The sequence below is a fragment of the Legionella parisiensis genome (genome assembly GCF_001467945.1).
Classification (GTDB): Bacteria; Pseudomonadota; Gammaproteobacteria; order Legionellales; family Legionellaceae; genus Legionella; species Legionella parisiensis.
Genome location: NZ_LNYQ01000013.1, coordinates 609,058 through 635,242 on the forward strand (window position 1 = coordinate 609,058; position 26,185 = coordinate 635,242).

Below are 26,185 nucleotides of genomic sequence, written 5' to 3' on the forward strand. Positions count from 1 at the left end.
GAATGCCAGTAAGTAAAGAATGTATTAAATTATTGCAAAATTTGGTAGTTAATTATGGAGAAGAAGGAGGGAGTGATGTGGATTACGCATCAATTTATCCTTTATTAAAGGAATTTCTTGTTTTAGTCATACATAATCAGAAAAATCATAAAGATGAGCGAATTATTGGCTTTCTCAGTACTTCTGCTTTGCTTTTGGAAGAAAATCCTTGCTTTGTTGAAGCATGTAGACTGTTCGCCATCTCTTATCAACAAAAAACTCATGCTTTAGATTCAATGTTGGATGAGGAGTTCAATATTCAATCTGAACTGGATGAGTCTTGGGGTAAGCAACTCGAGTCGGAGGTGAGTCAATCTCTAGAGCCTTCTCGTTTTTTTGTGCAGTTACAAGAAGCTATTACTAAGAGGGCCCAACGTATTGCAGAGAAAAAAAAGGAAATATTGGAAAATCCTACACCATAAACATTTTATCTAAACAAAAGCGGTTGCACTTGTTTTAGAGGATGAAAATAAATTCATCAGGGATTCTCCATCGATTCCATAAGAATATGAATTCTGATATTCATTCTCTATGAAAATTTAATTTGTTAGTTTATCCCAAAAGAGCGCGAATTATCTTCAATTTTAACTGATTGTATGGCCTGTATTTTATAGGTAGTTCAAACCAAAAAGGCCTTTTCAAAATACTTTTGAAGTGGCTGAACGTTTTAAAACCAGCTTCACCATGGTAACTTCCCATACCACTTTCCCCTACACCACCAAATGGAAGGTGGGAATTACAAATATGCATTACTACGTCATTAATACAACCACCGCCAAAGGAAACCTCATGCAAAATTTGTGTTTGCACGGTTGAGTTTTTCCCAAAAATATAAAGTGATAAAGGGCGTGGATATTGTTTTATTTCCTGTAGAACAGTTTGCAGATCAGTAAAAGGAATAACGGGTAAAATTGGACCAAAAATCTCTTCTTTCATGATTTCATCGGCAAAACAGATATCCTTGAGAATTGTCGGCTCAATATAATTTTCTGTTTCGATGACTTGTCCCCCTGTAAACAATTTTTGAGGGTCGATGAGTTTTTTTAAGCGTTCTACATGTTTTTGGTTGATAATCCGTACATAGCTTTCGCTCGTCAGAGGATTAGACCCAATAACTTCGTTGATTTGGTTTTTGAGTTCTTCCAAAAAGGATAGATAAATTGATTCTTCAACTAAAAGATAATCCGGTGCAATACAGGTTTGGCCTGCGTTTAAAAATTTGCCCCAAACAATGCGCTGGGCTGAAATCTTGAGATCGGCATCAGCAAAAACAAGGCAAGGGCTTTTTCCACCTAATTCGAGTGTGACAGGTGTTAGGTGCTCTGCAGCTGCTTTCGCTACAATTTTTCCTACAGTGGTACTACCAGTAAAAAAGAGCTTGTCAAAGCGAAAGTTAAGAAGCTCCTGAGTCACCGCAGCATCCCCTTCTGCGACATAAAGGTAAGCCGGATCAAAATTTTGATTTATTATTTTTGCGAGAGCAGATGAGGTATTTTGTGGTAGCTCACTTGGCTTGATAATGCTGGTGTTTCCTGCAGCCATAGCTGCGACTAAGGGGCTTAACGTCAGCTGATAGGGATAATTCCACGCACCGATAATGAGCGTCGTGCCGTACGGTTCGGGTAAGATAAAACTCTTCCCTGGTTGAAGTACTAAGTCCGTTCTTTTGGCTTTTGGCTTAGCCCATTTTCGCACTGATTTTATTGCTTGATCAAGCTCATGATAAATCATGGCAAGTTCGGTTAGGTAGGTTTCAAACTGGGATTTTTTTATATCTGCATAAAGCGCTTCAGAGAGGAGCTGCTCATTTTGTTTGATAATCGTTTTCAATTTTTGCAGTTGTTGTTTACGAAAATCAATATTTTTAGCTTGTCCCGCAGCAGCAAATTTTCTCTGCTCTTCAACAACAGTGTGGATATTCATAAATTGACACCAGTATAAAAAGTTTCTATTTATCAGCAGCTAAACTGTATTCTAGTCAAATCTCTCAGGCATATCTAGAGTTTCCCCACCTTATTTAACCTCAGGTTTTCCTTAGCGCAACTAAGTAATGAGCCACTCGTATTAAGTTAAAAACCAACTCTCTTGTCTACGCCCTGTCTCCTGTTCGCTGACGCATGATTCCTGGATCCTACAAGCAAACCCACAAACAAGTCGTGTGGGCGGGGCCGTGGTGATATCAGATTCATGTGCTCCATTACTGATTGTTTTTCTAATTAGGTGATGGGAGTTTGCTGCTTTTTGTATGTAAAATTTCGCTTTGTAACTCCATAATTTTCTGGGTGTACAACTTTTCTTTACCGTGCTTATCTTTGCATGCTGCTTTTTCTTCGGGCGTCATTCTAAGTAAGAGTTGGATGTAGTCATCATTTGCGATTTGTTTTTCCGGTAAATAGGTAGTTGAGAGTGACCCAGTTTTTACAAGCTCAATCAGATTTGGCGTAATTGGTTGTTGTTTGATTAGATGATGTTGGGATAAGGCAGATTTGTTTTTATTTTCAGCATCTTCTTTAAGACCCTTTAAAACGGTACTCATTATTTGCAAAAACCGGGTTAATCCTGTAATTGGATTGAGTGTTCCAAGTGAAACCTCGCGAAGAATAGTCAAGCTTTTTTCTCTTAATGCATTTTCTAACAGATCATCCAGATCATTTACAAAAGGAGGCAATTCGACTGTGGAATTCAGACTATCCATAAAATGTGTATCAGACAGTAAACTTTTATGTTTTTCTCTTGTTTGATTATTTTGGTAAATGGTTCTATCCACGAATGAAGGAGTCAGGCTACTATGACAGGCTTCAGAGATACTCGTATTACGGCGTGTCGTGCGTCCTCTACCATGTTGTAATGTTGTATGTCCATAGATTGGCAAAATCCCTGTTTTGTAATAAGCAATTAATGTGTAAAAAAATAAATCTATACGACGATTTGCATGTTCAATAATATTTTTTTTAGACATGGCAAGGAGCGCATTTTGATCATGATGCTTTATCGCTAATTGATGGTTTGAATAAGGCAAATTGAGTGCGGCGCTATAATTGTCTTTGTATTCAGAGCGATGCCGTTTTTTTGATGTAAATTGCTTGTGTTCTTCTGCTTTTAATTTTGTAAAAAGGAGTGGATAGAGAGCTTTCGCAACTGGGGGAACAGTAGTTGTTGTTTTTTGAGCTGTATAAAATGGTGCTGTTGTTTTTTTTTGCACTGGCATTATTTGAGATTGATGTGTTTTAAATATAGAGGATTGTCTTATGGTTTTATCAATTTTAAATATTTGTCTCATTTTGCGGTCCTCCGAGATTGTTTCTAAAACACCAGAACTTTCCGAAAGTCTATTGCAGGCTTTTCTTGTATTTCGCTCTACAGCGAATTTCGAAAGAGGTCTATAACACTTATTTTCAAGATGTCTTAAGTTATCTTTGCATAAAGAGACATAATTTGACAAGAGTGTAGTCTATGGGACAGATTGATTGTTTTCTTGATTTATGAGCTTTTTTTCTTATTTGACTTTTCTGCAGATGTTCTCTTTTGCATGCTTTCTTTTAAAAGAGAGATGAAATCAACTACATCCGCAGAGTTTTCGTTGACAACCTCAGTATCTTCCTCTTCTTTGATTACTGGTTGTTTGGCTATTTGTTGATCAAGCCATTTTTTCAACGCATCACGATATTCGTTATGATATTTTTCAGGCTGCCATTTAGTGGTCATTTCATCGATTAAAGTAACAGCCATTTTTATTTCTGATTGGGAAACCTTATAATTTTTAAAGTCTTCTTTAGGAACATCCATTTCCTTTTCTTCACGTATCTCATCTTTAAAATGAATTAAGTATAAAAGCAGGGCATGATGATGAGGAAGGATTAAACAAATAGATTCTTTTGTCCGAATAATGACTTTGGCAACACCTGCCTTATTTGTTTTTTTTAACGATTCCCTTAATAATACATATGCTTTTTTATTTTTACTTTCTGGAATAAGGTAATAAGGTTTGATCAAGTAAAGACTATCAATTTCCTGAAAATCTACAAATTCTTCAATATTAATCGCTTTAAATAAATCCTGACTCGCCTTTTCGAACTTTTTTTCATCAACAATAATGTAACGGTCTTTTTCAAATTCAAATCCTTTCACCACCTGGTCCCAAGGAACTTCTTTGCCGGTTTTTTCACTAATTCGTTGATAATGCACTCTGGATTTCGTTTTTTTATCAAGCAAATGAAATTTAAGTTCATCTTGCTCTTCAATGGAATACAACGAAACCGGTATAGAAACAAGACCAAAGGAAATCTCGCCTTTCCAGATTGATTTAGGCATTATCTTAATCCTTAATAACAATTCTTATTCAAAGAGTAGACTATTTTTAAAAGTCATAGAGGAATAAGCCATTTATGCAGACAGGAAGAGCAGGGTGGTGTTTACCTAAAATGGAGATGAGTGGAAATTCTTGGTATTTTTCTTAAAATTAAAGTAATCATTCTGAAAGGAGCGATACATGGGTATTGAGCCTTATCGTAAAAAAAGGAATTTTAATAAGACTCCTGAGCCTAAAGGCGATGTTTCTTTTGAAACGAACTATTTATTTGTGATTCAAAAACATGCTGCCAGTCATCTTCACTATGATTTTCGTCTTGAATTAAATGGGGTTCTATTGAGTTGGGCGGTTCCCAAAGGTCCCTGTTTTGATCCATCGGTAAAGCGTCTTGCAGTGCATGTCGAAGATCATCCCATTGAATACGGTTATTTTGAAGGAATAATACCTGAGGGGCAATATGGTGCAGGTAATGTGATGTTATGGGATAAAGGCATCTGGAAACCTCTCGATGCGGATCCTGAAAAAGCTTATAAATCAGGTCACTTACGTTTCGAGTTGGAGGCCATCAAGTTAAAAGGGCGCTGGGATTTAGTACGTTTTAAGGATGAGAAGCATTGGTTTTTAATCAAATTCAAAGACGAATTTACTAGAAAACTGAAAGAATATGACATCATTGAAGCAGAACCAGATAGTGTGCTGACCAATCTCTCGATCGATGAAATTGGGGCGTATTATAGTGGAACAAATCAGTCTAATAAAAGTGACATAAAAAAAAACTGCATAATAAGCGCGATCTAGAACTTTCTGAGCACTTATGCACCAGTTCCTTCCCCGGTTTTATTCCACCTCAACTGGCTACACTAGCTGACGATGCTCCTGACAGTTCAGATTGGTTGCATGAAATAAAACTTGATGGATATCGAATTATTGCGCTAATTCATAATGAACAAATCCGCTTAAAATCACGTAACAATAAAGATTGGACCAATGATTTATTATCTGTTGTAGATGCACTTAAACAATTGGCTTTACCGCAAGCCATTTTGGATGGGGAAGTTGTTTTACTTGATAAACATGGGAAATCTGATTTTCAATTATTGCAAAATACAATTAAATTGAATCCCAATGCTCCATATGTTTATTATCTTTTCGATATTTTGTATTACGAGCAGTTTGATTTAAGGACTTTACCGTTGTTAAAGCGAAAAGCAATTTTGAAAAATGTGTTGGAAGGACAGAATAAAATGCTTCGCTTCAGTGATCATATTATCGGTGAGGGAAGCTTCCTTTTTCATCGTGCTTGCGAGCTTGGGCTTGAGGGAATAATTTCCAAACAAATCGATAGTCCCTATATATCAGGACGCACAAAAAGATGGCTTAAGATCAAGTGCTTGATGCGGCAAGAATTTATCATTGGCGGTTACTCAGTACCGACCAGCTCCCGCAAGTATTTTCGTGCTCTGTATTTAGGGGTTTATAATGAGCAAGGGGAGTTGGATTATACGGGAAATGTAGGGACCGGTTTTAGCGAAGCATCGCTTAAGGAAGTATTCGCTCTATTGCAAAAAATTCCGGCAAAACAAAAGCCCTTTGCTAAGGAAATCCCTGGATCCCAAAGTGTGGTTTGGGTACAACCCAAATTGGTCGCAGAAGTCGAATTTACTCATTGGACTGAACGAGGACATTTGCGACACCCTAGTTTCAAAGGATTGCGCCTGGATAAAAAACCTGGAGAGGTTTTTCGTGAACAAAAGACCGCATCGGAAAATAAAGACAAAAAAATGGAACAAGGTGAGGCCAAAAACAACAAAGCTTATTCCTTGAGAATTAAAATGACTCACCCTGATAAAGTGCTTTATCCTGAGGATGGTATTACCAAAAAAGATTTATTGAATTATTACGAGTATGTTTATGATTACATCATGCCATTTATAAAAAATAGGCCCATATCTTTACTTCGTTGTCCTGAAAATTGGCATGATTGTTTTTTTCAACGTCATTATATTGATTCAACACCAAAAGTTTTAAAGGCTATCACCATAGAAACTAAAAAAAAGAAAGAGCCCTATATTTATTTAGATACAATAGAAGGACTTTTCAGTTTAGTCCAAATGAATGTTTTGGAAATTCATCCCTGGGGGAGCCAAATTAATCAGATAGAAAAACCAGATTTTGTTGTGTTTGATCTAGATCCTGGTCCCTCGGTAACTTGGGAAGCAATTGTTAAAGCAGCTTTTGAAATCAGAGAACACCTCAATCAATTCAGACTAACTTCTTTTGCTAAAACAACCGGTGGCAAAGGATTGCATGTAGTAGTGCCTATTGAACCTGAATATGATTGGGATGAGGTAAAAAACTTCACCAAGGTTTTTGCGGAGTTTATGGAGCGAATTAATCCTAATCAATATACGAGCACCATGAATAAATCCAAACGGAAAAATAAAATATTTATTGATTTTTTAAGAAATCAACGGGGTGCTACGGCAATTAGCGCTTATTCTACAAGAGCGCGTATACATGCTCCTGTCGCTGTACCAATTTATTGGGATGAGTTGGGTAAAGATAAACGAGATACCGAATTTACAATTAAAACATTACCTCAACGCTTAGACACATTAAAGAATGATCCATGGATGGATTATTGGAAGATAAAACAATCTTTGCGTTTGGATACAATTCTTTAATTTGAAGGACTTCTATTGGTGCAGCCCACAACGAAACCTGATAGATATGTTCACCTCTTTTTTGTGCGTTCAATCTCTTTTTTGTACTAAGCGTTCTAATGCTTGTGCATCATGAGGGGCAACTACTTTCTCATCGTTATCTAAGTAGCAAAAAATTTTTTTAACTTGTTTGTGCCAGTCGGCAAATTTATGAGCATAGTATAAAAGCGATTTTTCTTCATAATGACCTGAATAGGGTTGGAGATGCGGTCCATGTAATCGTAAGTAGATAAAATCACTGGTTATAATTTCTGGACATTGAAATCCCTTATAATCATAAAAGCAAAGTGCAATATTGTTTTTTGTGAGTAAATCATAAATTTCCTGACGCAACCAACTTTTATTTCTAAACTCAAATGTATAATCAAAAGATTTGGGCAATCCTTTAATAAATTGTTCCAATCGTTCCAGATTAAAGGGCCAATAAGGTGGGAGTTGAAATAAAACAGGCCCTAATTTCTCTTCTAATCCTTCTAGTATTTGCAATAAGTAATTAACACTATCCTGAACATCTTTAAGCATTTTTATATGCGTTAAATAGCGACTGGCTTTACACGAAAAAATAAATTTATCTGGCGTATTCTCTTTCCATTTTGCAATAGATTTTGAGGTGGGTATGCGATAAAAACTGCTGTTAAGCTCAACAGTATTGAAGATGCTTGCGTAATAGGTTAGTTCATCTTTTTCGGGAAGAGACTTGGGGTAGAAAACTTCTTTCCAACCCTTATAGACCCATCCTGAGGTCCCAATATGAACGAATGACATGCTAACCCCTGAAAAAACTATTCCTGATAGGAAATTCCTAACATATTTAGACCGCGCTCAATGTCATCAGCCACTGTTGGTCTGGATAACAAATATTCCCCGGTATGCTCAGTAAATTCCTCTTGGGCGAAATTAAGTGCATCTTCCCATTCATCTTGAGTATAATCTCCGCGGCCTAAATACATTAACGCGACTAAAGTTGCTTGTTGATCAGGACGTAAATTATTAATGAATTCTATTGTTTCTTGATAAACCGGATCACCTTGATAATCAGCTAATACGTAGAGTGCATCCATTTCATCAGTGACCTCCGGAAAGCTGACTTCGTCTTTGACTTGAAATTGTCGTGCTTTATCAAGAAGATCACAAATTGTTTCCGTATCAAGGCTCAACATACTTATCTCCTTATGTCTTATGTTTTCCAATAATAATAGGTTAAATAAAATATAGTTTATTAATTGCAATGCACAAGCCTATTATTCATCTGTGTCAGAAGTGATTTTTAGTATGACCGGATTGACTCTCTGTGATTAGAGGCTGGTTTATTTTATTGAGTAGTTTAATGATAAAATCATAGAACTCTCACGAGCTCTATGATTGAGATGTTTATCTGATTTATTGGAAAGAAACGTCTAGATGGTCTAATGCTTCCTGCTCCTCCACTGCTTCTAATTCAGAGTGAAAAGTGAGGAGAATGTAGGCTTTAGGCTCTATTTGAGTGATTGTTGCTAATACTCCATTCTCAAATAACCGCATGAGTTGTGTTTTATCTGAGAGATTTGGCAGATTATAAATTTGGGTACGAAGTTGATGTAAACTCTCCCAATCAAAGCGCGATTTATTAAAATCAAAATAATGGTCAAAAAGTTCTGAAGCTTGTTTTTTTAACGCATCAAGTTGTTCAAGCAATGGTTTATATGCGTTGATTTCATTAGTGAAATTTATAAATAAAAAAAGTTTAGGATGAAATGCAGCTATTTGTTTGCACACATTTTGATGAAAACGTTCCATAAGCATGATTTTTTCGTTGTCCAACGGCAACAATTTGATTGAGTTATAAACATCTGTAAGTGCGGAAAAGCTAAAAGTTTTTTTTTCACCAAAATATTGAGATTTGCCCTTACAATAGAAAGTTACCGCATCTTCTAATTGCTGTAGGTCTCTGAGAAGAGTTGAGTCTACCATTAATTCTTTACCTATATTTTATTATTCTTGGCCATTTAGTGTACGTCTTTTTCTATTGAAGTCAATGTGGGGTTTTGATGCTCAATAACGAACTATTTGCAGTAAACGGATACCCGAATTCGAGAGATATATTCCTTTATAAATCACATCTTATTGATAAAAAATAATTTTTCTATATTTTTAAAAATAAATAGTCAATAAAAGTGGAAGGGTTTATTTGATTAATCTCATTCAATGACTATATTTAAAATATTATTTTCATTAAATTTTCCCATATTGTGGTGTTAACTAAGGAGGGTTCTAACATGAAAAACCGAGCATATACTCCCAAAGATCATCTTGAAGCAGCTGCAAGCCAATTATTAACAGAAGGAAAAAAGAAGGTAAATCAGTTGTATGAAGATGGGATACACAAGGCAAATGAAGTAGAGGATAACCTCAAAGAACAGTCAGATCGTGTATTGAAAAAAATACAGGAAAATCCATTGGCTTCTGTTTTGATCGCAGGAGGAATAGGCTTCTTGTTATCTCGATTACTGAAAAAGTAATGGAAGCCTTAAAACAGTTAGAAGCATTAATTGCTGCAAAATTATCTGTTATTAAAACAGTTAGTTCTTTAATTCGTCTTGAAGCAAGGCTGGCAGGGCTGAGCATTTTTCCCCTATTGTTGAATATTTGCCTGCTGTTAGTAGTGTTATTAGCAGTATGGTTATCGGTTATGTTTTTAATAGGTTATTTGGCATATTTGGCTTCAGGGTATTTTGTGCATTTGGTTTCTAATCGTCTTCTGTTATCTATTTTATTTGTTTTACTTCTTAATGTGGGATTTTTACTGGGATTACTTAAGTATCTATCTTTCAACATAAAGAGTATGAGTTTTCAGAAAACAAGAGAATTTTTTTCGCAAGAGAATGTTGAACATGAAAAACTCGAGAAAGCAGATAATAGCACAAATTGAACTGATGGGTAGTACGTTACAATCCCAAAAAGATGAGGTGAATGAGCATCAAGAGTATTTTGCACAAAGCAGAATAGTCCGCCATCATTTAACAACCCCGATACTCCTTGTTTCCGCTTTTTTTATAGGTTGGAAAGCAGCGCGGATCCAATGGAGTGGCAAAGTGACGCATCACGCAGTGGAACTCGGTGCATTGGCTTTGCTTAACTCGGTTAAAAAAACTGTGATCGCTCTTTTTTAGTAATCAACAAAGGTCTTTACAATTCAACTATGTGCCGTAAGGCTTTGATTTCCTCTGTTTCGAAACTTCCTCTTTTATATATCGTTTCATGAGGTATCGTGTAATTTTCTGATAAATCACTAAAAATTTAAAATTATATTAATCATTGATCCCTTGCCGAGATCAACTGTATCTTCATTTATCATTTTGGGAAATTTTTTATACTTGACGAACAACATAATTTTTCCTAATATTATTTGACGAAATAAAATTTGTATATTTTTTGATCAACTAAAAAGCCGTATTTTCTTCGACTTATTTATATAAAAAAATGAATTAGTAACAGTTTATGTAGCTGTATATGTAGAAGTATATGTAGCTGTATATATAACTGTATATAAAGGATTTTTATTATTTAAATATAAGGAGATTATCGTGAATCATAAAGCTATTAATGAATTAATAGATCGCGCAAAAAAAGACCCTAAATTTTTCCATTCTCTTGTCTTCGAACCCGAAAAGGTATTAGGTTCATTAGATGGTTTGGATAGACAAAGCAGAGGAAGTATCGTCTCTTCGAATGTAGAAGCGCTTTTCGCAAACATACTTGGCCTTGAAGGGTGTGGTAATACCTGTTCTACGAGCTGCGATAATACCTGTGGTCAAAGCTGCGGATATACAACGAACATTGCTGAAGCAGCAAGGGTAAAAGGCGGAGTTTATTTTTCTCACTTTAAAGACGCGTTAGAAGGTTGCGGGAATACTTGCTCAAGCAGTTGTGATAACACTTGTGGCCAAAGCTGCGGCTACACTACCAACCTCACTCTTGAAAGGGAGAAAATGACACGGACAGCTGGCGCTGGTATGTGGGAAGGTGGTACTGCGTTGGAAGGTTGTGGTAATACGTGCAGCAGTAGTTGTGATAATACCTGCGGTCAAAGTTGCGGGTACACCACAAGCCTACAAGGAAAATTTGGTGGAAACATTCGTTAAAATGGAACGATAAACTTGTTTGGCGAGCCAAAGTTAGGCTTGCCAAATCTTTCCTAATTGAGCAGTCGTAGCCAAGGAAGATATCATGAACAAGGAACAAATTAGCAAATTGATTGATCGTGCTAAAAAAGATCCTGAGTTTTTTCATCAATTGGTGTTTGAACCAGAACAAGCAGTTAAGAAACTAAAGAGAAAATCAGGCGATGAGATTATTCTACATGCGAATCTGCAAACTATTGTGCAAGGGTTAGTTGGTAAGATTCCGCTGACAAGAAAAGATAGCAATAAAACTCCTTATTTTGATTGTCCGCAAACTTGTGGGCAAACCTGCGCGGAAAATACTTGTGGACCTACATGTGCCTTCTCGACAGATACTCAGGCAAGAATGAAGGGAAGCGTGATGGACTCAGTCAGATTTAGTGGCGGCTATTTAATATGTGACGAAAATGTGACGTGTTGTTGCACCAGTGGAACTTGTGGTAGCACTTGTGGTGGCAGTACTTGTGATGTGACTTGTTCTGGTGATAGTTGTGGTTCTACTTGTGGAGATAGTTGTGGTTACACTTCTCATCTCCAAATGCGGTAAAAAAAATAGACGAATCCGTTAGGGAACAATTATGGCATATATTGAACAAGTTAAAGATCATAATAATTCTTTAGATGACAGTGCAAAAGATGTTGATTATGCAGATTATCTACGCTCTTTTGCACTGGAACCCGAATTACGTGGTCCTTGGGCATCTGTTGGCAAAACTGAGCGAATACAGGGTTGGAAATTACATATTTCTACCATACCCGGAGAGGCCATTCAATTATTGAACTCCGTTATTCCTTGCCTTTTAAGGCATAAAGTCCCTTCTTTTAAAATTGCAAGGGATACCATGACTTTAGGCTATCTCAATGAAGGGGAGTTGGGCAGGACTCAAATAGGTAAATTTATGACGATTTACCCTAGGGATGACAAGCAGGCCGTACAATTAGCCGAAGAGCTTGTTCAATTAACTCACGGTATGCTCGGCCCGCGCATCATCTCAGATATGCGTTTAGGTGATATCGTTTATACGAGATATGGCGGCTTTAATCCGATTATCAAACGAGATCGTTTAGGATTAATACGGCTTATGATCTATGCCCCAGATCAATCACTACGAATTGATGAATATCAAGTTCCATTCCGATCTCCTGAGGGTGTAGAAAACCCATATAAAGATTGGCGTCTTGAGTTAACACAGAATGATAATTTGTCTGAGTCTGTGCACATTGTTGATGGAAAACCAACCAAATTATTTGGTCCTGGTTATTTAATTTTGGAGGTACTGCGCGATCAACCTAAGGGCGGGGTTTATAAAGTATTGGATTTACGTTGCCAAGATTCTGTCGGATTAAAAGTTCTTAAGCAGGGCAAACAATTCTGTATGACTGACCATTACAATAGAGATATGCGCACCCGATTACAACGGCAGGCTGAATTGCACGCTAATTTGAGCCAACATCTTCCTGTTCCTTCCGCGGATGCTTACTTTGAAGTCGAAGGGGATGGTTATTTACCGCTAGAGTGGGTGGAAGGGAAGAGCATTGAAACATTTGCAGTGCAAACTTTAGAGGGGTCTAGCTTTGGCACTCTCCCACTCGATAAGAAAATGTTATTGCTTAATTGGTGCCAAAAGCTTATAGGCGTTGTAAGCCAACTTCATAAGCAAGGCTATGTACACCGCGACTTAACTGCATCCAATATTTGGCTTGCAGAGAATGGCGAGCTTTATTTGCTTGATTTAGAACTATGCCATGCTTTAGATGATCTGTCTCCAGCTTTTGGACTTGGCACTGCGGGTTTTATGTCTCCCCAACAAGCAAATAGAGAAGCCCCTGCGATAGCTGATGATTTATATGCTATTGGATGCCTATTGTTGTTAGTTTTAACCGGTATCGATCCACGTCGCATTGTCCGTAGCAATAATGACAATTTGCTCGCTTGTTTACAAGAAATAACCCAGGCTGCTCCGTTACCATTACTGGAAATTGTAATAGATTGTGTTAGTAGTGACCCAGCAATACGTCCTTCACTTGAAGCAATTTCTTCTGTGTTGGCTCAGTCAATCTCAGAGATAAAGCCCAGAGGTGCGGTAACAAAAAATCCGAAGAAAACATTGTTAACTCAAGAAGAAATACAAAATACATTGATAGAGGGGACTCGAGGTTTATTACAATCTGGTGCTATTCAATCTGAAGCGGGTCTTTGGTTATCGATATCCATAGAAAATGGAGCGCAACATCAAATAAAACACCGCTACAGTCAGCAATATGAATTTCGACGAAGTGCAAATCGCGGTGTGGCTGGGGTCGTTTATGCCTTGAGCCGCTTAGCTCACTTTGGATTTTTGCCTCCAGAAGGCAAGTTGAGAATTCAGCAGGCTATAAATTGGTTGATTTCAGATCAATATACCGTTGATGGGGAACTGCCCGGATTACACTTTGGTACCGCAGGCGTTGGTGTTGCTTTGACGGAGGCGATATCAACTGGTATTCAAAATTCCGATGAATCGTTAATTAAAATGATTCATACGTGTTTGAATAAAACTGTAGATTGGCCTGATGTCACTCATGGTGCTGCTGGCCAGGGAATAGCAGCCATGTATTGTTTCGATCGTTTGGGCATACCGTCCTTTCAAGAAAATGTAGAACAGTGTGTTGATTATTTAGTTACCAATCAGCTGGCTGATGGTTCCTGGATTATGCCAGAAGGTGTACCTGGAATGTCAGGAGAAATTTTATCTGGTTTTGCTCATGGAGTTGCAGGTATTGCTTACTTTTTAACTGAATTTTCTGCGCGAGAAAATGATAATGCTGCATGGACAAGTGCTCTACGTGCAATCAATTGGCTGCAGCAACAGGCAATTCATCAACAAGTAGGTGAAGATTCTCTACTCCTGTGGACCTACAGTACAAAAAATCCTGCCAGGTGGCGTTGGTGGTGTCATGGCGGCCCGGGTATTGCATTGACCTATTTACGACTATACGAGTTGACCGGTGATAAAAAGTACGCAGATTTAGCTCGCCAAGCATTAAAAATTCATCCTATTAATTTACGCTACCCTAATTTTAGTCAATGTCATGGGCTAAGTGGATTAGGAGATATTTATTTGGAGGCGTTTCGTATATTAGATGATGAGGAATGGCTCGAGAGAGCGGCATTTGTAGCGAAATTTCTATATGCAATGAGACAAACAACGGAAACAGGGGCGTATTACTGGTTAACTGAAGATCCTCATGTTGCCACTGCAGATTTGATGGTTGGAAGTTCTGGAATTCTGCATTTTTTCTTACGGTTACTCCATCAAGGCAAACAAATAGGGGTACCTTTATTGCTGAATCCAGTAAATAAATAAGGAGATTAATGATGAATAACCCACAGTTTGGTGAATTTTGTTGGAATGAATTGGTTACTCCTAATGTCATCGCTGCGAAAGAGTTTTATAGACATGTATTAGGTTGGCAATATACTGAAGAAGCCGTAGGCGATATGATCTACACTCTATTTAGAACGAGCACGGGTGATCAATCAATAGGCGGGATCTTGGAAATACCCAAAGATAAACAAGATAAAATCCCACCTCATTGGATGGGGTATATTTTGGTAGAAAATCTGGAGGATACATTAGCCAAAGCAATCAAGCATGGTGCAACAGTAAAAGTTTCAGTGACTAAAGCGGGCGATTTTGGTTTATTTGCAGTTGTTGTCGATCCGACTGGTGCTCACATCGCACTTTGGCAATCATTAAAAAGTTAAAATGCTTTGCAGCCGTTAAAGTGGCTTTAGGAACAGAAAAGATTTTGAATATCTTTAATTTTACGCACTAGAATTTAACTTCGTGGTCACCAAATGATCCGATCGATCCTCCATCAACTGGGATAATTGTACCTGTTATGGAGTCCGAGCCAGTTGAGGAGAGAAAACTTACATCCATGGTGAGTGACATGAGATCATGTTTTTGGGCTTTTCCTGATTTCGACCGCAAACAATTACTTGTGCTTTAGCATTTCGTAAGGCGAGTGCCATGGCAAGACCCCACCATTTCTGCCTGTGATGAAAGCAACACAATGATTCATATTATCTTTTGATTTCATAAGGATCATGCTCCTTTTTGATGGCAGTTAAGAATGCATCCAGATCTTCTTTTTCCAATGTCAGTGAAAGTGCAATATCAATATAGGATTGAATGTTTCTAAAACTGTCAGGATAAAGATAGGGATTTCGTGTTTTGCACCATTCTTAAATAAATAGGCCCAGTCCCTAAATCTGCGAACATTGATTAGTGAGGTCTCCAAGAGCCTTGGTATCTATTCCCTCTGCAGTAAGTGCTTCAGCAAACCAGCAACAGTCATCAATTGTGCCATCTCAAATATATCCATAAGAACAATTTTAATTTTATAGTGGGTGTTACTGTACTCATCGATGGGACTAACCAAAAAATTGATTAATTTAAACGATATTAATTCATTTTCTCGAATAAAAAAGTATTAGAAGGGATCAGCAAATAATCCATTAAAAAATTAGGGATTCGTTGCTCCAGCCAGAAGTGTTTTTTATCTGCAATAAATCCTACATGGCCTCCATGTGGACTTAATTCCAAAAGAATATCTGAAGATAATTCAGTGCTAGTCGGTAGAATCTCGGGCGTCATAAAAGGATCATCTAAAGCATGAATAATTAAAGTAGGTGTAGCAATTCGAGAGAGATACTGTCGTGAACTCGATTTTTGATAATAGTCATTTGCATTGGCAAATCCATGTAATGGAGCAGTTATTTTTTCATCAAATTCGTATAGGGTTTTTATGGAAAACAGCTTCTCTTTAGAAAGTGGTAATTGGAAATTTATAACATCCAATTTTTGTAAAAAAGCTGCGCGTAATTTTTCTAACAAATGTGCCTGATATACACGAGAAAATCCTTTATTTATCTTTTGAACTACATTTTGCAATTGGAATGGCACAGAAACTGCAACGGCTGCATCAATTAGAGATTGAGAGCTTGTTTCTCCCAACCATTTGAGAAGTATATTGCCGCCTAATGAAATGCCAACTACAGCTTTTTTGGTTCTGGGTTCTCTTAATTTCAGTACATTAAGAAAATGAGCCAAATCAGTGGTATCCCCACCATGATAAGAACGAGGTAGACGATTTGGTTCACCGCTTGCGCCACGAAGATTCATCAAAACCGCTCGATATCCGGATTTATTGAATGCATGGAACAAAGTGCTAACATATGCTGAATTGATATTACCTCCTAATCCATGAACCAGAATGATTAAAGGGGCATCATTTCTTAATCCATTAACTTTCCAGACAAGATCAATAAAATCACCATCAGGAAGCTCAAGTCGTTCATAAGAGTCCACAGAAACAGTCACGCGATGCGTCAATGTTCGATACAGAGTTTGCCCATGTGTATTGGTAAGCCACCAAGCAGGTTTAAATTCACTATGAATAATCATACTCTGTCCTATGTAGCTGAGATTTATTTAATCTTTTTAGTATTAGTTTAATCTATGAGTATAAAATAACACTAAAAGAAAATAAATGTGATTGAAGAGTTGTAGTTTAAGTCCGTTTATCGTTGCTAAAGCGTCCATCTACATTTAAATTATCTAACTTAAGGTAACTTATTTAAATGAAGTGGTTAGTTACTTGGGGTGGTGTTTCTATATGTAGGGGGTGGGATGCAAGTAAAGGCTGCAGTAGCATACGAGGTTGGGAAACCGTTGGTAATCGAAATGGTTGAATTGGAGGGGCCCAAAAAGGGAGAGGTACTTATTGAAATTAAGGCTACAGGGGTTTGTCATACTGATGCATTTACATTGTCTGGTGATGATCCTGAAGGTCTTTTTCCAGTTATTTTAGGGCATGAAGGCGCTGGTGTTATTGTAGATATAGGTCCAGAAGTCACTTCTCTAAAGCCTGGTGATCATGTAATTCCTTTATATACCCCTGAATGCCGTCAATGTGAATATTGTCTTTCACAGAAAACCAACCTTTGTCAGGCAATTCGGGCAACACAAGGCCAGGGGGTAATGCCTGATGGAACAAGCCGCTTCAGTCTTAATGGAAAAAAAATATTCCATTATATGGGAACATCAACTTTTGCTAATTATATTGTGTTACCTGAAATTGCTGTTGCGAAAATTCGCGAGGATGCTTCCTTTGAAAAAGTATGTTACATCGGCTGTGGTGTAACTACAGGAGTAGGTGCCGTAATTAATACCGCAAAAGTTACTCCAGGCTCTCGGGTTATTGTTTTTGGTTTGGGCGGCGTTGGACTTAATGTGGTGCAAGCAGCTCATATGGTTGGGGCAGAACAGATCATAGGTATTGATATCAAATCTGAACGCCGCGTATTAGCTGAAAAAATGGGAATGACTGATTTTGTTAATCCTATGGAAATTAATAATGATTTGGTGGCTTACCTGGTTGAGCTGACTAAAGGGGGAGCTGATTATAGTTTTGAATGTGTGGGTGATGTAAAACTGATGCGTCAAGCGCTGGAGTGTTGTCATAAAGGTTGGGGTGTTTGTACGGTAATTGGGGTTGCAGGAGCGGGGCAGGAGATTGCTACCAGGCCGTTCCAATTGGTTACTGGCAGAGTGTGGAAAGGATCGGCATTTGGTGGCATGCGTGGGCGCACTGATGTTCCTAAAATTGTTGATTGGTATATGGATGGGAAAATCAATATTGATGATTTAATTACTCATGTTCTTCCTTTTGAGCAAATTAATCAGGCCTTTGATTTAATGCATCAGGGACAGTCAATTCGTACGGTGCTCACTTTTTAAGCGCTAAGGAAAATAAATAATGGCTATTAAACTGATTGAAGAGCACTTCTGTTTTGAGGGTACTCAGCGCATATATTCTCATCAATCTGAGGTAACAGATTGTACTATGCGTTTCGGTCTTTTTTTGCCGCCACAAGCGCAAAAACAGAGTGTTCCCGTATTGTACTGGCTTTCAGGGTTAACGTGTACAGAACAAAATTTTATTACTAAAGCAGGGGCACAACGTATCGCCGCTCATCTAGGTTTAGCTCTTGTTGTACCTGATACAAGTCCTCGAGAGGTTAATTTACCTGGGGATAAAGAGAGTTATGATTTTGGTGTTGGTGCCGGATTTTATGTGGATGCTACACAATCACCTTGGTCAAAATATTACAATATGTCAACTTATGTGCATGAAGAATTACCGAATATACTTCAGCAAAATTTTCCACTCAATCATCACGCATGTGGTATCTTTGGCCATTCTATGGGCGGACATGGCGCACTTATTTTGGCTTTGAAATATCCGACGCAATATCGTTCTGTTTCTGCTTTTGCTCCCATTTGTGCACCATCCCAATGTCAATGGGGACAAAAGGCATTTACAGGTTATCTGGGAACGGATAAAAAACAGTGGAAGAAGTATGATGCGTGTGAACTCATCGTAGAAAGAGGATGGCCGCATCAGCATATTTTGATTGATCAAGGGGTTGAGGATCCTTATTTAAAAGAACAACTTAAGCCCGAATTATTTCAGGCTGCGTGCGTGAAAGCCCAAGTTGCGCTTAATTTGCGTATGCAAAAGGGCTATGATCATAGTTATTATTTCATCGCAAGTTTTATCGAAGATCATTTAAATTTTCATGCATCCATACTCTGTGGTAATCATTAATGAAAAGTAGCCTGTCAATTTTCAGCAGCTAAGAAACAAAATGTCCAGGTTATGACATTCAAGACATTAACAGGATGTAATTCAGGGTAGGGCTCATTTTTATTTGAAAAAAATTAAACAATATGTATCCTATAACCATTTTAAATGAAGTACTCTTTTGGGTAATTTTGCGTTAATTTTTGGATTTTTATTGTCATGAAAAAAGTATTATGTTTAAGCACACTGATCCTGGTATTGAATCATTCAAGTTTTGCCTACCCAATGCCAAATTCTTTTCCTCCTTTTCAGATTGCTGGAAATTTGTATTATGTGGGTACTGATGATCTCGCAAGTTATCTGATTGTTACGCCTAAAGGGAATATTTTGATCAATAGTGACCTTGAGGCAAATGTTCCAATGATTAAAAACAGCATAGAGAAACTAGGTTTTAAATTCAGAGATACTAAAATTTTGCTGATTAGTCATGCTCATTTTGATCATGCTGCGGGGAGTGAATTGATTAAGCAGCAAACAAACGCAAAATACATGGTTATGGATGAGGATGTACCTTTGGTTTTATCTGGAGGTAAATCTGATTTTCATTATGCAAATGACACCAGCACTTATTTCACTCAAAGTACTGTGGATAAGGTGCTTCATGACGGGGATAAGGTGGAATTAGGAGGAACTGTATTAACTGCTCATTTGACTCCCGGACATACTAAGGGTTGCACTACTTGGACAATGAAAATAAAAGATCACAGTAAGCAATATCAGGCTGTGATTGTAGGAAGCATTGGCGTAAATCCTGGCTATAAATTGGTTGGTAATATAACCTACCCTAATATTGCTCAAGATTATAAGCATTCTATAAAAGTACTAGAATCATTGCGCTGTGATTTTTTTCTTGGTGCACATGCTGGAATGTTTGATTTAAAAAACAAATATTTATCATTGCAAAAGGGCAGAAAGAATCCCTTTATCGATCCAGAAGGTTGCAAAAAATATCTTGACCAAAAGGCACAGGATTTTTATACAGAGCTTAAAAAGCAGGAAGATGCTAACCAATCTGTATGACGCCCTGAACTTTGAGGAACCGGGGTTCTGCCTCGCTGCACCCCGGGTTACAATTTCAAGTACTCATTTTATAGACTAGCCAATCTGTCGATTTTTACAAAAGCAATCGACTAAATGATCATCAACCATTCCGACGGCTTGCATGTAAGCATACATGATTGTTGACCCGACAAAACTCATTCCTCTTTTTTTTAAATCTTTGGCTAAAGCATCGGATTCGGGGGTGCTAGCCGGTACTTCTTGAAGCTTTTTAGGATAGTTTATTTTAGGACTGCCATTCACAAATCGCCAAACGTAGTTATCGAAGGAACCGAATTCTTCTGCAATCTTCAAGAACGCAAGCGCATTTTTGCGTGCTGAAAAAATTTTAAGGCGGTTACGAATAATGCTCGAATCAGTAAGTAGAGAATGTAATTCCTCGTCCGTCATTTTTACTACGGCATTGGGATCAAATTGTTTGAATGCTTTACGGTATGCTTCACGGCGCTTAAGAATTGTTTCCCAGCTCAAGCCTGCTTGCGCACCTTCAAGCAAAAGCATTTCAAAATGTTTCTGATCATTATGTACAGGAATGCCCCACTCCGTATCATGGTACTGTTCATAATAAGGCTTGCCGGTTCCAACCCATGTGCAACGTTTCATGATGAGTTCATTATCTCCTATAAATATTTGTATTTAGCGTGAATTTTATTAAGATGAATGGTCAATATATCTTAATTTATGAATTAAGTTTTGATCATAACGCCTTTAAGGGTTAAAGACTATTTTACAGCCCTATCTATTCACTATTTTCCTAAGAATAATTGCTTCGTCTTGTATTTGTTCAGAAGAATGTCTTAAAATTCACTACATACGATTATATATTGTTTAGAGAATTTTTATGTCCGATTTTTATCAGGATTTTAATACACGACGAACCTTCGCAATTATTTCTCACCCTGATGCGGGTAAGACCACAGTAACCGAAAAATTACTTTTGTTTGGAGGCGCGATTCAATTAGCTGGAACGGTTAAAGGACGTAAGGCCGATCGGCATGCGACTTCAGACTGGATGGAAATGGAAAAAGAGCGTGGTATTTCTATTACTACTTCTGTGATGCAGTTTGTACATAATCAGCATGTTATGAATTTGTTGGATACTCCAGGGCATGAGGACTTTTCTGAGGATACTTACCGTACGTTGACTGCAGTAGATTCAGCCCTGATGGTTATTGACGTAGCTAAGGGGGTCGAGGAACGAACTGTTAAATTGATGGAAGTATGTCGTTTGCGTGATACACCAATCATGACTTTTATTAATAAACTGGATCGTGAAGGTCGTGATCCTATTGATCTACTGGATGAGGTTGAATCAGTTTTAGGAATTCAATGTGCGCCAATTACTTGGCCTGTAGGCATGGGAAAACGTTTTAAAGGCATTTACCACCGTTATGAAGACATAGTTTATTTATATCAACCTGGAAAAAATGCGCAAAAACAGGATGCGATGCAAATTAAAGGATTAGATAATCCACAATTGGATGAAATATTGGGTGATGGTGCCGAGGAATTACGTGAAGAGATTGAGCTGGTCAAAGGCGCTTCTCATGAATTCAATTTAGAGGACTATTTAGCAGGTAAAATGACACCAGTTTATTTTGGGTCTGCAATTAATAATTTTGGGATCAAAGAGTTACTGGATGATTACGTTCGTTATGCTCCAGCGCCGCAACCTCGTGCAACTCAAGAGCGGGCTGTATCACCGAATGAAGATAGTTTTAGCGGATTTGTGTTTAAAATTCAGGCTAATATGGATCCGAAACATAGAGACAGAATTGCTTTTTTACGTATTTGTTCTGGATCTTATAGAAAAGGTATGAAAATCAATCAATTACGCATTGGCAAAGAAGTGCAAATTTCTAATGCCTTAACTTTTATGGCGGGAGACCGTTCACACACAGAAATTGCTTTACCTGGTGATATTATTGGTTTGCATAATCATGGAACAATTCGAATCGGTGATACCTTTACTCAAGGTGAGCAATTAAAATTTACTGGTATTCCCAATTTTGCTCCTGAGCTCTTTCGGTTGGTGCGTTTAAAAGATCCATTAAAGAGTAAGGCTTTATTAAAAGGTTTAATTGAATTATCTGAAGAAGGTGCAACCCAGGTATTTAGGCCGTTAAATAGTAATCAATTGATCTTGGGAGCGGTTGGGGTGCTGCAGTTTGATGTGGTCGCTCATCGTTTGAAACATGAATATAAGGTAGATTGTATTTATGAAACAGTCAATGTATCTTGTGCTCGTTGGGTTTACTCTGACGATGATAAAGCAATGAGTGAATTCCGAATAAAAGCGCATGATTATCTGGCACTGGATGGAAGTGATGCTTTAATGTACCTTGCTCCGACTCGTGTTAATTTAACAATGGCTGAAGAACGATATCCTAAAATTCAATTCCATGCGACTCGGGAACACTAGGATAAAATTTTCCTAGGGTCCGCTTGGTAAGTGACAGCTTACGGAAGTCCAATTCATATAGGACAGAAAGCAGGTGTCCATCCATGATTGGGCACCTTGCCAATATAAAAAGGGCTCCCTGCATACGCAGGGATGACAGGTTTACTTGCGAATTTAAGTAAAACGAAACACTAAATACCTTTAGCTTGACAGCTACGGGGTTTTCAGTTCAGGCTAAGTTTGGATAGCAGAATATTTCCTTAAGCTGAGCCTAGGATATAGTATGTTTTTAAAAAAGAGTTTCTCTGTGCATTAAGAAGCAGTGCACGTAGCTTTTACTGTATGTAGCCCCAAATTAGTGATTTCAACTTTTGCACCTGAGTCTGCATTAATCTTTAAATTTTCACCAGGATGGACGGTGATTCGTAAAGATTCTCCTGCGGACAAGCCGATATCATTAACTTTTCCTTTTTTAGCTAATGCTACAACTAAAAAATCATCACCTTCATCTTGGGAATCGATTTTACAATTAGCTTCTACAGGCCAGAACAGGTAATTAAGAAATATTTGAGGGTCATTACTAGGTAATTCATATTCAATTGTGACTCCTCGTTGGAGCAAATGACTTTCCATAGAATATGTGCTTGTACTTAAAGATGTGGTAAAACATAACAAGCAAAGTCCAAATTTACGTAACATTAAATAACTCCATAATGATAATAACCGAACTAAGATACATTTATTTTGTATGTATGGCAAATTAATATTCATGTGGTGAATGCTCGAATCGTGATCTAAATTTAATTTAGAAAAACCCGGGAAACCCCAGGTTGTTGTTGATGTAGGTTTATAGTGTTTCCAAAGCCTTGGCAATCGATTCAGTCATTACTTTTGCATCACCAAAAAGCATATAGGTATTGTCATGGTAAAACAGTGCATTTTCCACACCTGCATAGCCAGGTGCCATACTTCGTTTGACAAACAATACATTTCTTGCTTTTTCTACTTCCAAAACGGGCATACCATAAATTGGAGAACTAGGATCGGTTTTTGCTGCAGGATTTGTGATATCGTTCGCTCCAATGATGTATGCTACATCACAGCTTGAAAAATCACGATTAATCTCACTTTGCTCAAAAACTCTATCATATGGAATATTAGCCTCTGCAAGTAATACATTCATATGCCCCGGCATTCGACCAGCAACAGGATGAATTGCAAAGCGAACTTTGATGTTGCGATGTTCTAAGGCATCCACTAATTCTTTGACTGCATGTTGGGCATGCGCTACCGCCATGCCGTATCCTGGGACAATGATTACATCTTTAGCATTACTTAAAAGGAACGCCGCGTCTTCACCGTTACCTTGTCGTACAGTCCTTGATTCATCTGCTGCACCTGCATGTAAATTAGCCTCTGATGACTGGATGCCGCCAAAGATTACATTAAATATTGAACGGTTCATTCCCACGCACATGATGTAACTGAGAATGGCTCCACTAGCCCCTACTAAAGCCCCTGTAATAACAAGCAAATGGTTGCTGAGTGTAAATCCAATACCTGCTGCTGCCCACCCTGAGTATGAGTTAAGCATTGATATAACCACTGGCATATCCGCACCGCCAATAGGGATAATGAGCAATACGCCAATTAAAAATGACAAGCCAGCCATTACGCTAAACAGCGTCAGTGTTTGGTTAATAAAAAACAAGGCTAATAAAATGAGGATGGCTACTGCGGTAATCAGATTAATTAGGTTATGACCTATGAGCTTGATTGGTTTACCTGACATAATTCCTTGCAATTTGAGAAAGGCAATGACTGAGCCTGAAAATGTGATGGCGCCTATAATTAAACCCAGGCTCATTTCGATAAGGCTCGCTTTAGCAATTGCGCCAGGGACACCAATATGAAACGAGGCTGGGGACAAGTAAGCACAGAAAGCAACTAACACTGCAGCCATCCCTACTAAGGAGTGAAATGCGGCGACGAGTTGTGGGATAGCCGTCATATTAATTTTGAAGGCAATATAAGTTCCAATTATGCCTCCCGCAATGATTAAGCTAAGTAGTAATGGTTGATGATAGGTTGTTGGCATCATCAAAGTCGATCCTACCGCAAGGGTCATGCCGGCAATACCCAAAAGATTTCCTCTCCGTGCAGATGCTGGACTGGCTAAGCCTTTGAGTGCCAATATAAAACACACAGCAGATAATAGATAAAATAAAGGAACTAGAGCTGTCATAAGAAATTATCCTTAATTTTTGTAACTATTTTTTATACATACGCAGCATACGTTGAGTTACAACAAACCCACCGAAAATATTAATCGATGTAATAAATATTGCTAAACCTCCGATCCAGGTGATTTTTCCTGTTAACTGGCTTCCTGCGGCAATAAGTGCCCCTAAAACAATAATACTGGATATTGCGTTGGTGACTGACATTAATGGAGTATGCAGGGCAGGGGTAACCTTCCATACGACATAATATCCTACAAAACAGGCTAAAACGAAAATAGTGAGTATGGTAATGTAGGGCTCATGCACTTTGTGTCTCCTTGATTGCCTGAAACGGTAGATATTGATTTTGATGACAAAGTACTGCTTGTTGAATGATTTCATCACTGGGATTCAATGTGATTTCTGGCGGTTTGGGGGCTAACAAACTAATTAGATGTACCAGATTATTGGCATACAGTTCACTCGCAGTAGCTGGAACCAGCCCCGCCAGGTTACTTAAACCGATAACAGTCACTTCCCCGTGCTTTATGGTTTGATTCAAAATGCTGACTTCACAGTTTCCTCCTCGGGAAGTTGCAAGATCAACAACAACTGATCCAGGTTTCATTTGCTCTACGGTTTTTTTATAAAGTAACACAGGTGCTTTTCTACCTGGAATTAATGCGGTGGAAATGACAATATCTGCTAATATAGCATATTGATCAATAAGCTCTGCTTGAAGTTTTTTATATTCTTCACTCATTTCCGAAGCATAGCCACCTTGAGTTTCACTGTCTTGTTCCTGATTCACTTCAATAAATTCTGCGCCTAAACTTTCAACTTGCTCTTTTGCCGCCCGTCGTACGTCGAATGCATAAACTACAGCACCTAAACGTTTGGCTGTCGCTATAGCCTGCAAACCAGCTACTCCGGCACCAAGAACAAGCACTTTCGCTGGTTGAATCATTCCTGCTGCCGTCATCATCATCGGAATGGCTCGGTGGAATTGAGTGCATGCTTCCAGAACTGCCCTATAACCTGCAAGATTTGCCTGCGAGGATAGGCTGTCCATACTTTGGGCGCGACTTATGCGGGGTATAAGGTTCATTGAGAACAGTGTAATTTGTTTTTCCTTGCACCAGGCGATTAGCTTATTTTCTGGATCATTATCTATGTGGCCTATGATCAAGGCACCCTGGGGCAAGCCTTCTATGGTTTTGGGATCAGGTTCATTAATACATAAAAGAAGGTTAGCTTTTCTCAGGATGCTTTTTTTATCATGAATAGAAGCACCAACCTCTTCGTAATTTTGATCTTTGAAACCTGCAGCAAGACCAGCATCTTTTTCTATGGCGACTTCAAAACCCAATTTTATAAAGTGCTTTGCTGAGTTTGGAGTAATGGCTACTCGCGTTTCATTGTCTGGTGCCAGTAAAGTTGCAATCATCATGGGTAAATCCTTTTTACCTAATATTTCATTATCCTATTGTAATTTAGATTGTTTTTCCAGACTAAGGATGACATTTAAATAAGATAGTCGTAGAAATTGCAGCGGGTTCAGCGAAGGAAGCTCTGAA

At 38.1% G+C, this 26,185-nt stretch carries 26 protein-coding genes; 14 read left to right on the plus strand and 12 right to left on the minus strand.

Annotation, left to right across the window (positions count from 1 at the left end):
• The first annotated feature begins 2 nt into the window (after positions 1-2).
• Positions 3-461 (plus strand): hypothetical protein, encoded by a 459-nt coding sequence (locus Lpar_RS08795; protein ID WP_058517593.1) that lies wholly within the window; start codon positions 3-5, stop codon positions 459-461.
• Between the two features lie 130 nt (positions 462-591).
• On the opposite strand, the gene Lpar_RS08800 is transcribed toward Lpar_RS08795, so the two are convergent.
• The 3 genes from Lpar_RS08800 to ku all read right to left on the minus strand — a co-directional run bounded on the left by Lpar_RS08800 (position 592) and on the right by ku (position 4,350).
• On the minus strand, positions 592-1,962 hold the full coding sequence (locus Lpar_RS08800) for an aldehyde dehydrogenase (RefSeq protein WP_058517594.1): 1,371 nt from the start codon (positions 1,960-1,962) through the stop codon (positions 592-594).
• 289 nt (positions 1,963-2,251) lie between these two features.
• The gene (locus tag Lpar_RS08805) at positions 2,252-3,319 is read right to left on the minus strand and encodes a hypothetical protein (protein WP_058517595.1); all 1,068 of its coding nucleotides are present in this window, start codon (positions 3,317-3,319) and stop codon (positions 2,252-2,254) included.
• A 200-nt stretch (positions 3,320-3,519) separates the two neighbouring features.
• Positions 3,520-4,350 (minus strand): non-homologous end joining protein Ku, encoded by an 831-nt coding sequence (gene ku, locus Lpar_RS08810; protein ID WP_058517596.1) that lies wholly within the window; start codon positions 4,348-4,350, stop codon positions 3,520-3,522.
• Between the two features lie 178 nt (positions 4,351-4,528).
• Here ku and Lpar_RS19310 point away from each other — a divergent pair, with 178 nt between their 5' ends.
• Together Lpar_RS19310 and ligD are read left to right on the plus strand one after the other, a co-directional pair.
• On the plus strand, positions 4,529-5,146 hold the full coding sequence (locus Lpar_RS19310) for a DNA polymerase ligase N-terminal domain-containing protein (protein ID WP_237759372.1): 618 nt from the start codon (positions 4,529-4,531) through the stop codon (positions 5,144-5,146).
• Positions 5,147-5,241: 95 nt separating this feature from the next.
• Entirely contained in the window at positions 5,242-7,032 is a 1,791-nt protein-coding gene (ligD, locus tag Lpar_RS08815; RefSeq protein ID WP_237759373.1) for a DNA ligase D, read from the plus strand.
• A 69-nt stretch (positions 7,033-7,101) separates the two neighbouring features.
• Here the strand turns inward: ligD and Lpar_RS08820 are convergent, their stop codons facing one another.
• The 3 genes from Lpar_RS08820 to Lpar_RS08830 all read right to left on the minus strand — a co-directional run bounded on the left by Lpar_RS08820 (position 7,102) and on the right by Lpar_RS08830 (position 9,021).
• On the minus strand, positions 7,102-7,836 hold the full coding sequence (locus Lpar_RS08820) for a DUF72 domain-containing protein (protein ID WP_058517597.1): 735 nt from the start codon (positions 7,834-7,836) through the stop codon (positions 7,102-7,104).
• 17 nt (positions 7,837-7,853) lie between these two features.
• Positions 7,854-8,231: a DUF3775 domain-containing protein gene (locus Lpar_RS08825; RefSeq protein ID WP_058517598.1), complete on the minus strand. Its 378-nt coding sequence runs from the start codon at positions 8,229-8,231 to the stop codon at positions 7,854-7,856.
• A 220-nt stretch (positions 8,232-8,451) separates the two neighbouring features.
• The gene (locus tag Lpar_RS08830) at positions 8,452-9,021 is read right to left on the minus strand and encodes a hypothetical protein (RefSeq protein ID WP_058517599.1); all 570 of its coding nucleotides are present in this window, start codon (positions 9,019-9,021) and stop codon (positions 8,452-8,454) included.
• A 305-nt stretch (positions 9,022-9,326) separates the two neighbouring features.
• Between Lpar_RS08830 and Lpar_RS08835 the strand changes: the two genes are divergently transcribed.
• From Lpar_RS08835 to Lpar_RS08865, 7 genes are all read left to right on the plus strand, one after another.
• A complete protein-coding gene (locus tag Lpar_RS08835) occupies positions 9,327-9,569 on the plus strand; it encodes a DUF883 C-terminal domain-containing protein (protein ID WP_058517600.1) in 243 nt (80 codons plus the stop codon).
• Positions 9,569-9,979: a hypothetical protein gene (locus Lpar_RS08840; RefSeq protein WP_058517601.1), complete on the plus strand. Its 411-nt coding sequence runs from the start codon at positions 9,569-9,571 to the stop codon at positions 9,977-9,979. Before Lpar_RS08835 ends, Lpar_RS08840 begins: the two co-directional genes overlap by 1 nt.
• Entirely contained in the window at positions 9,942-10,220 is a 279-nt protein-coding gene (locus Lpar_RS08845; protein ID WP_058517602.1) for a hypothetical protein, read from the plus strand. The genes Lpar_RS08840 and Lpar_RS08845 overlap by 38 nt, the downstream gene beginning before the upstream one ends.
• A 414-nt stretch (positions 10,221-10,634) precedes the next feature.
• On the plus strand, positions 10,635-11,192 hold the full coding sequence (locus Lpar_RS08850) for a hypothetical protein (protein WP_058517603.1): 558 nt from the start codon (positions 10,635-10,637) through the stop codon (positions 11,190-11,192).
• A gap of 85 nt (positions 11,193-11,277) precedes the next feature.
• The gene (locus Lpar_RS08855) at positions 11,278-11,778 is read left to right on the plus strand and encodes a hypothetical protein (RefSeq protein WP_058517604.1); all 501 of its coding nucleotides are present in this window, start codon (positions 11,278-11,280) and stop codon (positions 11,776-11,778) included.
• A 31-nt stretch (positions 11,779-11,809) separates the two neighbouring features.
• Positions 11,810-14,578 (plus strand): class III lanthionine synthetase LanKC N-terminal domain-containing protein, encoded by a 2,769-nt coding sequence (locus Lpar_RS08860; protein WP_058517605.1) that lies wholly within the window; start codon positions 11,810-11,812, stop codon positions 14,576-14,578.
• 11 nt (positions 14,579-14,589) lie between these two features.
• A complete protein-coding gene (locus Lpar_RS08865; protein WP_058517606.1) occupies positions 14,590-14,979 on the plus strand; it encodes a VOC family protein in 390 nt (129 codons plus the stop codon).
• A 703-nt stretch (positions 14,980-15,682) separates the two neighbouring features.
• Here Lpar_RS08865 and Lpar_RS08870 read toward each other — a convergent pair.
• Entirely contained in the window at positions 15,683-16,684 is a 1,002-nt protein-coding gene (locus Lpar_RS08870) for a hydrolase (RefSeq protein ID WP_058517607.1), read from the minus strand.
• 225 nt (positions 16,685-16,909) lie between these two features.
• Here Lpar_RS08870 and Lpar_RS08875 point away from each other — a divergent pair, with 225 nt between their 5' ends.
• From Lpar_RS08875 to bla, 3 genes are all read left to right on the plus strand, one after another.
• Positions 16,910-18,019, plus strand: coding sequence for an S-(hydroxymethyl)glutathione dehydrogenase/class III alcohol dehydrogenase (locus Lpar_RS08875; protein ID WP_058517608.1), 1,110 nt, complete (start codon positions 16,910-16,912; stop codon positions 18,017-18,019).
• A gap of 19 nt (positions 18,020-18,038) precedes the next feature.
• Complete coding sequence (gene fghA / locus Lpar_RS08880; RefSeq protein WP_058517609.1) at positions 18,039-18,890, plus strand: S-formylglutathione hydrolase; 852 nt, start codon at positions 18,039-18,041, stop codon at positions 18,888-18,890.
• Positions 18,891-19,085: 195 nt separating this feature from the next.
• Entirely contained in the window at positions 19,086-19,946 is an 861-nt protein-coding gene (gene bla, locus Lpar_RS08885; RefSeq protein WP_058517610.1) for a subclass B3 metallo-beta-lactamase, read from the plus strand.
• Between the two features lie 75 nt (positions 19,947-20,021).
• Here the strand turns inward: bla and Lpar_RS08890 are convergent, their stop codons facing one another.
• On the minus strand, positions 20,022-20,588 hold the full coding sequence (locus Lpar_RS08890) for a DNA-3-methyladenine glycosylase I (protein WP_058517611.1): 567 nt from the start codon (positions 20,586-20,588) through the stop codon (positions 20,022-20,024).
• A 238-nt stretch (positions 20,589-20,826) separates the two neighbouring features.
• Between Lpar_RS08890 and Lpar_RS08895 the strand changes: the two genes are divergently transcribed.
• Positions 20,827-22,407 (plus strand): peptide chain release factor 3, encoded by a 1,581-nt coding sequence (locus Lpar_RS08895; protein ID WP_058517612.1) that lies wholly within the window; start codon positions 20,827-20,829, stop codon positions 22,405-22,407.
• Positions 22,408-22,698: 291 nt separating this feature from the next.
• Here Lpar_RS08895 and Lpar_RS08900 read toward each other — a convergent pair whose 3' ends face one another.
• The 4 genes from Lpar_RS08900 to Lpar_RS08915 form a co-directional block, all read right to left on the minus strand.
• On the minus strand, positions 22,699-23,085 hold the full coding sequence (locus tag Lpar_RS08900) for a hypothetical protein (protein ID WP_058517613.1): 387 nt from the start codon (positions 23,083-23,085) through the stop codon (positions 22,699-22,701).
• A gap of 148 nt (positions 23,086-23,233) precedes the next feature.
• Positions 23,234-24,631, minus strand: a complete 1,398-nt coding sequence (locus Lpar_RS08905; RefSeq protein ID WP_058517614.1) for an NAD(P)(+) transhydrogenase (Re/Si-specific) subunit beta — start codon at positions 24,629-24,631, stop codon at positions 23,234-23,236.
• Between the two features lie 25 nt (positions 24,632-24,656).
• Positions 24,657-24,935 (minus strand): proton-translocating transhydrogenase family protein, encoded by a 279-nt coding sequence (locus Lpar_RS08910; RefSeq protein WP_058517615.1) that lies wholly within the window; start codon positions 24,933-24,935, stop codon positions 24,657-24,659.
• On the minus strand, positions 24,928-26,058 hold the full coding sequence (locus Lpar_RS08915) for a Re/Si-specific NAD(P)(+) transhydrogenase subunit alpha (RefSeq protein ID WP_058517616.1): 1,131 nt from the start codon (positions 26,056-26,058) through the stop codon (positions 24,928-24,930). The genes Lpar_RS08910 and Lpar_RS08915 overlap by 8 nt, the downstream gene beginning before the upstream one ends.
• Positions 26,059-26,185 lie beyond the last annotated feature (127 nt).

Coding starts and splice junctions, on each gene's coding strand:
- Lpar_RS08795 (WP_058517593.1), top strand. CDS start 3: ATGCCAGTAAGTAAAGAATGTATTAAATTATTGCAAAATTTGGTAGTT.
- Lpar_RS08875 (WP_058517608.1), top strand. CDS start 16,910: ATGCAAGTAAAGGCTGCAGTAGCATACGAGGTTGGGAAACCGTTGGTA.
- Lpar_RS08890 (WP_058517611.1), bottom strand. CDS start 20,588: ATGAAACGTTGCACATGGGTTGGAACCGGCAAGCCTTATTATGAACAG.
- Lpar_RS08835 (WP_058517600.1), top strand. CDS start 9,327: ATGAAAAACCGAGCATATACTCCCAAAGATCATCTTGAAGCAGCTGCA.
- Lpar_RS08800 (WP_058517594.1), bottom strand. CDS start 1,962: ATGAATATCCACACTGTTGTTGAAGAGCAGAGAAAATTTGCTGCTGCG.
- Lpar_RS08840 (WP_058517601.1), top strand. CDS start 9,569: ATGGAAGCCTTAAAACAGTTAGAAGCATTAATTGCTGCAAAATTATCT.
- Lpar_RS08830 (WP_058517599.1), bottom strand. CDS start 9,021: ATGGTAGACTCAACTCTTCTCAGAGACCTACAGCAATTAGAAGATGCG.
- Lpar_RS08855 (WP_058517604.1), top strand. CDS start 11,278: ATGAACAAGGAACAAATTAGCAAATTGATTGATCGTGCTAAAAAAGAT.
- Lpar_RS19310 (WP_237759372.1), top strand. CDS start 4,529: ATGGGTATTGAGCCTTATCGTAAAAAAAGGAATTTTAATAAGACTCCT.
- Lpar_RS08915 (WP_058517616.1), bottom strand. CDS start 26,058: ATGATGATTGCAACTTTACTGGCACCAGACAATGAAACGCGAGTAGCC.
- Lpar_RS08865 (WP_058517606.1), top strand. CDS start 14,590: ATGAATAACCCACAGTTTGGTGAATTTTGTTGGAATGAATTGGTTACT.
- Lpar_RS08905 (WP_058517614.1), bottom strand. CDS start 24,631: ATGACAGCTCTAGTTCCTTTATTTTATCTATTATCTGCTGTGTGTTTT.
- ku (WP_058517596.1), bottom strand. CDS start 4,350: ATGCCTAAATCAATCTGGAAAGGCGAGATTTCCTTTGGTCTTGTTTCT.
- Lpar_RS08805 (WP_058517595.1), bottom strand. CDS start 3,319: ATGAGACAAATATTTAAAATTGATAAAACCATAAGACAATCCTCTATA.
- bla (WP_058517610.1), top strand. CDS start 19,086: ATGAAAAAAGTATTATGTTTAAGCACACTGATCCTGGTATTGAATCAT.
- Lpar_RS08895 (WP_058517612.1), top strand. CDS start 20,827: ATGTCCGATTTTTATCAGGATTTTAATACACGACGAACCTTCGCAATT.
- Lpar_RS08870 (WP_058517607.1), bottom strand. CDS start 16,684: ATGATTATTCATAGTGAATTTAAACCTGCTTGGTGGCTTACCAATACA.
- Lpar_RS08845 (WP_058517602.1), top strand. CDS start 9,942: ATGAAAAACTCGAGAAAGCAGATAATAGCACAAATTGAACTGATGGGT.
- Lpar_RS08825 (WP_058517598.1), bottom strand. CDS start 8,231: ATGTTGAGCCTTGATACGGAAACAATTTGTGATCTTCTTGATAAAGCA.
- Lpar_RS08860 (WP_058517605.1), top strand. CDS start 11,810: ATGGCATATATTGAACAAGTTAAAGATCATAATAATTCTTTAGATGAC.
- fghA (WP_058517609.1), top strand. CDS start 18,039: ATGGCTATTAAACTGATTGAAGAGCACTTCTGTTTTGAGGGTACTCAG.
- Lpar_RS08900 (WP_058517613.1), bottom strand. CDS start 23,085: ATGTTACGTAAATTTGGACTTTGCTTGTTATGTTTTACCACATCTTTA.
- Lpar_RS08820 (WP_058517597.1), bottom strand. CDS start 7,836: ATGTCATTCGTTCATATTGGGACCTCAGGATGGGTCTATAAGGGTTGG.